The sequence below is a fragment of the Streptomyces sp. NPDC088124 genome (assembly GCF_040685895.1).
Lineage (GTDB): Bacteria > Actinomycetota > Actinomycetes > Streptomycetales > Streptomycetaceae > Streptomyces.
The window spans coordinates 1-9,238 of record NZ_JBFBJB010000112.1; the positions used below are offsets into that span (position 1 = coordinate 1).

8 protein-coding genes and 1 pseudogene are annotated in these 9,238 nt (G+C 68.2%); 3 read left to right on the forward strand and 6 right to left on the reverse strand.

Translation table 11 applies throughout. From position 1 onward, the window contains the following. Positions 1-122: 122 nt before the first annotated feature. Positions 123-290: a hypothetical protein gene (locus AB0P17_RS42745; RefSeq protein WP_365820453.1), complete on the reverse strand. Its 168-nt coding sequence runs from the start codon at positions 288-290 to the stop codon at positions 123-125. A gap of 307 nt (positions 291-597) precedes the next feature. Here AB0P17_RS42745 and AB0P17_RS42750 point away from each other — a divergent pair. From AB0P17_RS42750 to AB0P17_RS42760, 3 genes and pseudogenes are all read left to right on the forward strand, one after another. Next, a pseudogene (locus AB0P17_RS42750) lies at positions 598-795 on the forward strand (transposase); the annotation flags it as partial. A gap of 677 nt (positions 796-1,472) precedes the next feature. Continuing rightward, entirely contained in the window at positions 1,473-3,200 is a 1,728-nt protein-coding gene (gene ctaD / locus AB0P17_RS42755; RefSeq protein WP_365820455.1) for a cytochrome c oxidase subunit I, read from the forward strand. Between the two features lie 6 nt (positions 3,201-3,206). Beyond that, on the forward strand, positions 3,207-3,548 hold the full coding sequence (locus tag AB0P17_RS42760) for a hypothetical protein (protein ID WP_365820457.1): 342 nt from the start codon (positions 3,207-3,209) through the stop codon (positions 3,546-3,548). A gap of 1,087 nt (positions 3,549-4,635) precedes the next feature. On the opposite strand, the gene AB0P17_RS42765 is transcribed toward AB0P17_RS42760, so the two are convergent. The 5 genes from AB0P17_RS42765 to AB0P17_RS42785 form a co-directional block, all read right to left on the reverse strand. Further along, the gene (locus tag AB0P17_RS42765; RefSeq protein ID WP_365820459.1) at positions 4,636-4,770 is read right to left on the reverse strand and encodes a hypothetical protein; all 135 of its coding nucleotides are present in this window, start codon (positions 4,768-4,770) and stop codon (positions 4,636-4,638) included. A 231-nt stretch (positions 4,771-5,001) separates the two neighbouring features. Continuing rightward, a complete protein-coding gene (locus AB0P17_RS42770) occupies positions 5,002-6,027 on the reverse strand; it encodes an LLM class flavin-dependent oxidoreductase (RefSeq protein ID WP_365820461.1) in 1,026 nt (341 codons plus the stop codon). A gap of 106 nt (positions 6,028-6,133) precedes the next feature. Beyond that, the gene (locus AB0P17_RS42775) at positions 6,134-6,643 is read right to left on the reverse strand and encodes a flavin reductase family protein (protein WP_365820463.1); all 510 of its coding nucleotides are present in this window, start codon (positions 6,641-6,643) and stop codon (positions 6,134-6,136) included. Continuing rightward, positions 6,640-7,980 (reverse strand): NtaA/DmoA family FMN-dependent monooxygenase, encoded by a 1,341-nt coding sequence (locus AB0P17_RS42780; protein WP_365820465.1) that lies wholly within the window; start codon positions 7,978-7,980, stop codon positions 6,640-6,642. The genes AB0P17_RS42775 and AB0P17_RS42780 overlap by 4 nt, the downstream gene beginning before the upstream one ends. Before the next feature lie 270 nt (positions 7,981-8,250). Further along, positions 8,251-8,988 (reverse strand): NAD(P)-binding domain-containing protein, encoded by a 738-nt coding sequence (locus AB0P17_RS42785; protein WP_365820467.1) that lies wholly within the window; start codon positions 8,986-8,988, stop codon positions 8,251-8,253. Positions 8,989-9,238 lie beyond the last annotated feature (250 nt).

The following is a 9,238-nucleotide window of genomic DNA, read 5'->3' on the forward strand; positions in this document are numbered from 1 at the left end:
TGCACAACCTCAACCTCGCCGGATAGACGGCAGGCTCCTCCGCCAGTCGACTGCACCCCGAACACGTCAAAGATCATTTACGGGACAACCCTTAGGGTTCCGTCCACGCCCCGAGGCTCGCCCTACCGTCGTCGGCGGCCGGTGATGGCCAGCACAATTTCGGCGGCTGATCTGAGGACTGCGGCGCGGTGGACGGATTCGGTGCCACGCATGACCAGCCACACCACCAGCACAGCAGCGCAAGCGCATGCCACCACTCCACCCAGCACGATCAGTCCGCTGATGGTCATTGGATCCATTGCCCACCCCTCCCGGTCGGCTGCCGAGCCTTCGTGGCGCGACACCCTTCGGTTCGTCCAACAGCAAGCCGTACGACAGGGCAGGGTTCGACGGGGGAGGAGGCACTCAGCGCCTACCGCTACCGGGGAACAGTCATCCCGATCCCCTGGCCCGGCCTGGGATGAGTACAACACCCGGGTCTTGAACAGGACTTGTGGAGCGCCCGGTGCTCGGAAACGGGCACGCCGGGTGCGGGAAGCGGTCTGGGGAAGCGGGCCGGTCGACAAGACCGGAAACGCGCCCCGGATCGACTTCACCGTCCACAAAGCCGCCGACCTGCGAAAGTTCGCCCAGGACCGGGACTGGCCGACCATCTACTACCTGCCGCCTTACGCCCCCGACCTCAACCCCGTCGAAGGGATCTGGTCACTGCTGCGGCGCGGCCGGCTCTCGAACGTCACCCTCAGCACACTCGAACACCTCGTCCAGCGCATCCGCCGCGGCTTACGGCACATCCACACCCGCCGGGGTGCTCGACGGGATGCCAGGCGAGCGTGTCCAAAGGGACATCGCGCAACACGGCGCGGTCCTGTCCTGGTCCTTCAACGCCAAGCTCGACGGCAAGACGGTCCGGGCCGCGCTGCAACCAGGCCCGGTGGACGCGGGCGTTGTCGCCGGGGACGATCAGGCGGGTCGGCTTCTCGAGGATTCCGACGCCCCTGCGGCCCGCCTTGATCCTCCACTCGCAGTCCGGCTCCAGCACCAGCGTGGCCGGCCGCGCCGTCGATGGCCCGTTCGGCCGGTGGCCGGGACACGACGCTGCCGGTTTCCTCTCACTACGGATCTCGGAGCCTTCCCCGAGGCAGGACGGTCAATAGGTGTGTGGATGTCCGCGTACTGCGCCGCCACTGGACAGCATGCGACGGCGTCCGCCTCGGCCACCGGGTCGACGGCGTCCCGCCTCACCGCGGACAGTCCGCCCTATCGGGTGAAAGTCCGGTTACGGCAGTTGCCATGCGGAACACCTGAACTCATGCCCGGGGATGCCCCATGCCGGAAACCGCATGCCCGGGACCGCGTACGGCGACGGCTCTCGTCGACGCGCCGGGGTGCGGGAGGTCCACCGTTCCGATGAATCCACCGCCATGCTACTGCCGAGTTCACACGCGACCACTGACCGGAGGAACGTTGCAGTGACCACGACGGGCACGGAAGGGTCGGCCGGGGCCGACGACAGTTACGAGGACGAGCTGCCGCTGCGGCGAAGGCAGCCCGGCAAGGCCATCGTGGGATGGATGGTCACCACCGACCACAAGACGATCGGCACGCTGTATCTCGTGACAGCGTTCGCGTTCTTCATCGTGGGCGGCCTGCTGGCGCTCGTCATGCGGGCCGAGTTGGCCCGTCCCGGCCTGCAGATCATCTCGCCCGAGCAGTTCAACCAGGCGTTCACGATGCACGGCACGATCATGCTGCTGATGTTCGCGACACCGCTGTTCGCCGGGTTCACCAATTGGATCATGCCCTTGCAGATCGGCGCTCCCGATGTGGCGTTCCCCCGGCTGAACATCTTCGCCTACTGGCTCTATCTGTTCGGCTCACTCATCGTCATGTGCGGTTTTCTGACCCCGCAAGGCGCGGCAGATTTCGGCTGGTTCGCCTACTCTCCTTTGACGGACGTGGTCCACTCGCCGGGGATCGGCGGGGATTTATGGATCATGGGTCTGGTCTTCTCGGGCTTCGGTACGATCCTCGGCTCGGTCAACTTCATCACCACGATCGTGTGTATGCGCGCGCCGGGCATGACGATGTTCCGAATGCCGATCTTCACCTGGAATGTGCTGCTGACCGCCGTGCTGGTGCTGTTTGCCTTCCCTATTCTGGCGGCTGCCCTGCTCGCATTGGAGGCGGACCGTAAATTCGGTGCGCAGGTCTACAACCCCGCCAACGGGGGTGCGTTGCTCTGGCAGCATCTTTTCTGGTTCTTCGGCCATCCAGAGGTGTACATCATCGCTCTGCCGTTCTTCGGTATCGTCACCGAGGTGTTCCCGGTCTTCAGCCGCAAGCCGATCTTCGGCTATATCGGCCTGGTCGGGGCGACCATCGCGATCGCGGGTCTCTCCATCACGGTGTGGGCGCACCATATGTTTGTGACTGGTGGGGTACTGCTGCCCTTCTTCTCGTTCATGACGTTCCTGATCGCGGTGCCGACCGGGGTGAAGTTCTTCAACTGGATCGGCACCATGTGGCACGGCTCACTGTCGTACGAGACTCCGATGCTCTGGTCTATCGGTTTTCTGGTCACGTTCCTCTTCGGAGGTCTGACGGGCGTCATCCTGGCCTCGCCGCCGATGGACTTCCAGGTTTCCGACTCCTATTTCGTCGTGGCGCACTTCCATTACGTCGTCTTCGGCACCGTGGTGTTCGCGATGTTCGCCGGATTCCACTTCTGGTGGCCGAAGTTCACCGGAAAGATGCTGGACGAGCGGCTCGGGAAGATCACCTTCTGGACGCTGTTCGTCGGATTCCACGGCACATTCCTGGTACAGCACTGGCTGGGCGCCGAGGGCATGCCGCGCCGTTACGCGGACTATCTCGCCGCGGACGGTTTCACCACGCTCAACACCATCTCCTCGATCAGCTCGTTCGTTCTCGGCCTGTCGATGTTGCCGTTCTTCTACAACGTCTGGAAGACCGCCAAGTACGGCAGGAAGGTCGCGGTCGACGACCCCTGGGGGTATGGCCGTTCGCTGGAGTGGGCGACATCCTGCCCGCCGCCGCGCCACAACTTCCACGCGCTGCCGCGGGTCCGTTCCGAATCGCCGGCGTTCGATCTGCACCATCCCGCCATCCGCCGGCTCGACGAGGCCCTCAACAATCCCGGTGGCGCGGCCGCGGCTCCGGGGGATCAGCGGAGGTGACCGAGCGTGGAACCGGACAGGGACAGTGCCCGCACTCTCATCCAGATCGAGGGCTACCTCCTGTGGAGCGCCGAGGTCGAGACCATCCGCCGCCAGGCGGCCCGCTTCACCGAGCAGTTGCCGTGGCTCACGACCGCCCAGCGTGAGGACGTGGAACGCGTCTACACCCACGACCGGGCGGCCGCTTCGCGGGCCGTGCTCGAACGGATCTCCGACCGCGCCTGCGAACTGCGCGGCGAATACGGCGAGCGCTATCGGCGGCTCAGAACACGCTGTGTGGCGGCGGCGGTGTTGGCTGTCGGCGCGGCGAGCGGCACCTGCGCCGCGCTCACGTTCCTGGTCCGCTGAGCGCGTGGTCTGTTCAGTGGTCAGGACGCGTGGAACCCGGCGGCGCCCAGCCACGCGATGAGTTCACGCTGCACGGCGGTACGCAACTCCGGTGAGGGCGCCCAGTCCGCGGCACCCTCCGCGACCAGGGCGTAGTGGAGCCTTCCGGGGGAACCGCTCCTTTGTACTTTCCGGGCAGCGCCCGAGTAAGGGCTGCGACGACCGCAAGGCCCCATGGCGTCGATTCCGTACGGGGACAGATCGACATGCGAAGTGTCTTTCGCTCAGGGCCGGCCCTCGCCGGAGTCGGCATGGGCGCACCGCCGCTTGTGTTGGCTTTGCCGGTCTTCTTCTGGGCGTCCCGCCGCTCGGCCAAGCGGCTCGTGAAGCCGGTGAGCCGTACGTAGGCGTTACGGACCGTGCGCGAGCGAAGCGGAGCTTCGCCCTCCCAGGAGTCGCGGCTGATAACGCGCCCTTCGATGACGACTTCCTGGACGGTGAGGATGTCCGGAGCGATCTCCTGGACAGCGTTGACCCACGCGATCCAGGAAGTCGTCTTCCTGGATTCGCGGTGAGTTTGTAGGCGTTGAGATTGACGAGACGTTTCGTGCGCACGTTCCCCTCCCGAGTCGCGTGACTGACGCGGCGGGCGCCCGGCGGTGGCAGAGGTGCCCGTCAGGTACAGCCCCTGGGCACTTGCCCGGTGACTCCGGGGCTGAGGCCCCGTGGAAGTACCGTCCCATGGCCGGATCCCTGACGTTCCCCGAGCCGTTCCTTACGTGATCAGGCGTATCGGTCACGGAGTGCTTTGGGTGTCGGGTTGTTCGCTGCGCTTGGGCGGCGCGAACGGGGTGTAGTGGGCGGGTGGGTGCTCGATGGGCAGGTGGGGGAGCCATGCGGTCAGGGCCTGGGCGCCGGGGATGAAGAGGCCGTCGGGGAGTTGGCCGAGCGGGCCACTGCCAGTGGCTGATGCTCTCGTTCTCTTGGTCAGCGGGTTCGTTGCCCCAGGCGGTGACCATCGCTGCCACCGTGATGCGGACCATGGTGCCGACCCGGCCGACCAGCGTCCCAGGAGGATTACGTCCTCTTCGCGGGTGGCGCAGCCGGTCTACTCGGCGAGTTCCCGCACAACGGCGTGCTGGAACGACTCGCCGGGTTCGACGACCCTGCCCGGCGAAGCGAGTGGGTTCGTCGCGAACTGGCGCTGGAATCTGGGGAACCCGCGCGGGAGTGGCAGCACCATCAGGAAGAGTATGGCGGGTTTACCGCATCGTCAGTGGCCCAACGCTCAACCTGCATCACCGGTTTGGTGAAGCATCTGCCATCTGCTGGACGCGGAATGTTCGATCCGGCGAGGCGTGCCGCACTTGAAGGGAGGAGCCGGTCCCGATCGCGAGCCCGCCAGTCCGGCGGCGCCGTGACCTCAGTCCACGCAAGGAAGAGGCGGCAGGTACGCGCCGGTGAGGGCGGCCCTTCATTCTGCTGCGGGCGCCACGCCGAGGGCCTCGGCCAGCAGGGCGCGGGAGTGTGCCCGATCCGTGGGGTCGGTGATGATGTCCTGGACCATGACTTCGTCGACGCCGGTGGCCTTGGTCATCTGCTCCAGTTGGTCCCGTACGGTCTGCGGGCTGCCGGCGATCTGGCGGGGCCAGCGGCCGTCGGTGATGACGGTGGGGGTGTTCTTCTGTTCCTGGCTGAGTTCCCGCTCGGCCTCCTCGACCGTGGGGACCTGGGCCGTGGTCCCTTGGCGGGCCAGGCGTGCCATCAGGGCGGTCCTGGTCCAGTTCAGCCGCCGCGCCTCGGCGTCGGTGTCGGCGACCACAGCGCTGACGGAGAGGATGCCGCGTCCTCCAGCCGCCCCATTGGCTGAGGGTGCGGTGAACGCGCCATGGCGGAGCAGCGCGCGTTCGGCGCCGTCGGGGTTGATGAAGCCCGCGAAGGCGTAGCCGAGTCCGAGTTCACCGGCCATGCGGGCGCTGTTGCCCGAGGAGCCGAGGATCCACACGTCGGGCCGGTAGGTGAAGCCCGCGGCCGGGTTCAGGCGCGCGAAGGGGTGGTCGGCGGGGAAGCGGCCGCCGAAGTGGGTGAGTACTTCCTGGACCTGCTCGGCGAAGTCGTCCGTCGGTGGTACGTCGCGGTCGCGGCGCAGGGCGAGGTCGACCACGGGGCCCGCGGTGGCGCGGCCGAGGCCGAGGTCGATGCGGCCCGGTGCGAGGGCTGCGAGCTGGAGAAAGGACTCGGCGACCTTGTAGGGGCTGTAGTGGTTGAGCAGCACCGCGCCGGAGCCGACCCGGATGCGGGAGGTGGCGCCCGCTGCCAGGGCGATGAGGATCTCGGGTGCTGTGGAAGCGGTGCTGGCGGAGTTGTGGTGCTCGGCGTACCAGATGCGGTGGTAGCCGAGGTTCTCCGCCTGCTTCGCGGCGTCGACCGAGTCCTTGAGGGCCTGGGCCTTGTCGCTGCCGGGGGCGACGGTGGAGAGCTCGACGAGGGAGAGTTTCATGGCGGATCGGTCCTTGCTGGCGGCCTCGTGGGGCTGCCGGGTGGTGGGGGGCTTGTGCGCGGGGCACGCCGTGCCGGGGAGTGGACTGTGGGGGTGACGACGGCGGTCAGGCGGCCAGTGGGGTGTGCGTGCCGAAGGAACGCCGGTGGTAGGTGAGGGGTTGGGGGCCTGCCTCATCGGGTTCTGCGGTGATGACATGGGCGAGCAGGACGGTGTGGTCGCCGGCGGTGACGTACTCGTCGACCTCGGCGGCGATCCAGGCCGCCGACCCGGGCAGCCGGGGCAGGTTCTCGCTGGGCGACCAGATGACGTCGTCGAACTTGTCCTGACCCGGGCGGGCGAAGGCGGTGGCGAGCGGAGCCTGGTGGGTGCCGAGGATGTTGAGGCCGAGGCGTTCGGTGCGGCGGATGATCGCCAGGAGTTGGGAGCGGTTGTCCAGGGAGACCAGCACCATCGGGGGCGTCAGGGACAGGGAGGCGAAGGCGCTGACCGTGGTGCCGTGCGGGCGCGGGCCCTCGTCCATGGCGGTGACCACGGCGACGGGGGAGGCGACGGTGGCCATGGCGTCGCGGAACGCCTGCAGGGTGACGGTGCTGGAGAGGTGGGTGGTGGTCACGACCGGGCCGTTTCTGTGACGCGGGGATCGAGTCCGTACTGGTCGCGGGCTCCGAGGCTCTCGCGCAGAGTGGGTCCCTCGTAGTCGTGGTGGAAGAGGCCGCGTTGCTGCAGGATCGGGACGACCTGGTCGACGAAGGCGTCGATGCCGTCGTGGTAGCCGTCGATCGCGAGCGAGAAGCCGTCGCAGGCTCCGGCCTCGAACCATTCCTGCATGTGGTCGGCCACATCCGTGGCGGTGCCGGCGACGACAGGGTGGTAGTCGATGACGCCGTGCGCCAGGACGTCCCGCAGAGTCCAGCCCTCTCGCGCCACCTCGAGGGCGCGGGCGGAGCGGGCGTCGTGCGGACTGGGCGCGGCATCGGCCAACTGGCGTTCGCTCAGCGGCTCGTCAAGCTGCTGGTGGCTGAGCGGCAGGCCGATCATTGCGCCGAGGTAGCGTACCCGCTGGCGCAGGTCGACGGGTTCGTCCAGGAAGCGGCGCCGGTCGAGGGCGGCTCGGCGGGAGGCGGCGATGGTCGGCATGAAGCCGGCGAACATCTTCACCTCGTCCGGGTCGCGTCCGGCGCGCTTGACGGCGTCCCGCAGGGCGCCCCGTTGGGCGATGGCGTCGTCGATCGTCATCGGGTTTGCGTAGACGCCGTTCGCGTAGTGGCCTGCCAGCTCCAGGCCGTAACTGCCGCCGCCCGCTTGGAAGATGACCGGCTGGCCCTGCTCGGAGGGCGGGATGGGCAGCGGCCCGCGGGAGGCGACGTGGCGGCCCTGCAGGTTGACCGGCTGGATCTTGTTCGTGTCGGCGAACCGCTTGCCCTCGACGTCGAGGACCCAGGCGTCCTTCTCCCAGCTGCCCCACAGCGCCTGGACGATCTGGACGGCCTCGTGGGCGCGCTCGTACTTCTCCGCGCGGGGCGGGATCGGAGAGCCGAAGTTCGCCGCGGCCGCCGGGTCGGAGGTGGTGACCGCGTTCCACCCGGCCCGGCCATGGCTGATCACGTCCAGCGCCTTGAACTGGCGGGCCACGGTGTAGGGCTCGTTGAAGGTGGTGGAGGCGGTGGCGACCAGGCCGATCCGCTGCGTCTCGCGCGCGATGGCGGTGAGGACGAGGAGCGGGTCGATGGGGAAGTGCGGGGCCTGCTCTTCGAGGTCCACGTCCAGGACCGGGGTGTCCGCGATGAACAGCAGCTGGATCTTTCCGCGCTCGGCGGCCTGCGCGTAGCGTACGAACTGGTCCATGTCGGTGTAGCTGGACGGGTTGGCCCCGGGCAGCCGCCATGCCCCTGGCTCGGCTCCGTAGCCGCTGGTGAACTGCATGGCCAGGAGCATCTGCGAGCGGGTCATGGGAACGCCTCCAAGCGGGCGAGAAGGAAACGGAGGGGTCCTCCGATTGTCTTCACAATAATACGGAGGCTGCCTCCGTATCGCAAAGGGGTGGTGTGCGACGGCCTGGCGCGGTCGTCTGCTGCGGGGCCTGTCTCTCTGGCGGGCTGCCGTGCGCCGCAGCCGCGCGGGGCCGTGGCACCGGGGCGCGGACGGCGGATGTGTCCCGTCGCGTCTCCGGTGCCGCGGTGCCGCGGTGCCGCACGAGTGCCGCCCTGGGCGGGGCGGATGTCAGCGGTGGGCGGCGCGGTTCATCTCGACGATGTCGTCCAGGGTGGGGTTGTCGGGGAGGGCGGCGCGACGCTCCATCATGCTGTCGCGGGCGGCCGTGTCCTTGACACGGTCGGCGGCGGCCAGGGCGGCGGGCAGCTCGTCGAGAGTCAGCTCGGTGCAGTAGGCGGGCCCCATCGGCTGCTGGCGCCACGAGTCGGCCAGGGCGCCCGCGTCGTAGGGGTCGAAGCCGGTGTCGTCCACGAGCTGCATGGCCACACGCTTCGCCTCATCGGAGTCGCCGGCCACCGGGATGGCGATACGGCCCGCGGTGCCCGCCGGGACGCCCCGGGTCCGCTGGGTCTCGGCCAGGGCGGCATTCCATGCCTTGATGACGAGCCGTCCCAGCTGCTTGGAGTGCCACACGCTCTCCACCTCGCCGTTGTCCACCGCCTCGATCCGGCCGCTGAGGACGCCCGGGTAGTAGTTCGAGGTGTCGATGACCACGGTCTCGGCGGGGACGGTGGCGAACAGCTCCGCCAGCTGTCCCGCCACCCCGAACGGGATCGCCAGGACGATCGCGTCCCGGCCGTGGACCGACGAGTCCAGGGTGACCGCGCGGGCGCCGGCCTCCAGGACCTCTGACGTGACGGCCTCGGGGCCCCGGGCGTCCGCAACCTGGACGTCGTGACCGGCCAGGCTCAGCTTGCGGGCCAGATTTCCGCCGATGGCTCCAGCGCCTATAACAGTTATTTTCATGATTTGTCCCTCCGGTGGTTGTGTCACCCCTACGGGCGGCGCAATGTGATGACGGTGTATGTGATGACGGTGCAGCGGGATCGCCGGACCGTGACCGTGCCGGATCCCCGGGGGCGGAGTGTGCCCGCACTCCGGCCTTCAGTGAGCTGCCGACCGCTAGGCCGTGTTTTAGGAAGCGCGGGCGGCCAGCCATTTGGTGAGGTCGCCCGCGATCTGGTTGATGGCGGTCTCGACGCTGACGTCGTGCTCG

Bases quoted from the DNA above. Each gene is read 5' to 3' on its own strand.
- AB0P17_RS42745 (WP_365820453.1), bottom strand. From the start codon at position 290: ATGACCATCAGCGGACTGATCGTGCTGGGTGGAGTGGTGGCATGCGCT.
- AB0P17_RS42765 (WP_365820459.1), bottom strand. From the start codon at position 4,770: ATGGTGCTGCCACTCCCGCGCGGGTTCCCCAGATTCCAGCGCCAGTTC.
- AB0P17_RS42770 (WP_365820461.1), bottom strand. From the start codon at position 6,027: ATGAAACTCTCCCTCGTCGAGCTCTCCACCGTCGCCCCCGGCAGCGAC.
- AB0P17_RS42780 (WP_365820465.1), bottom strand. From the start codon at position 7,980: ATGACCCGCTCGCAGATGCTCCTGGCCATGCAGTTCACCAGCGGCTAC.
- AB0P17_RS42785 (WP_365820467.1), bottom strand. From the start codon at position 8,988: ATGAAAATAACTGTTATAGGCGCTGGAGCCATCGGCGGAAATCTGGCC.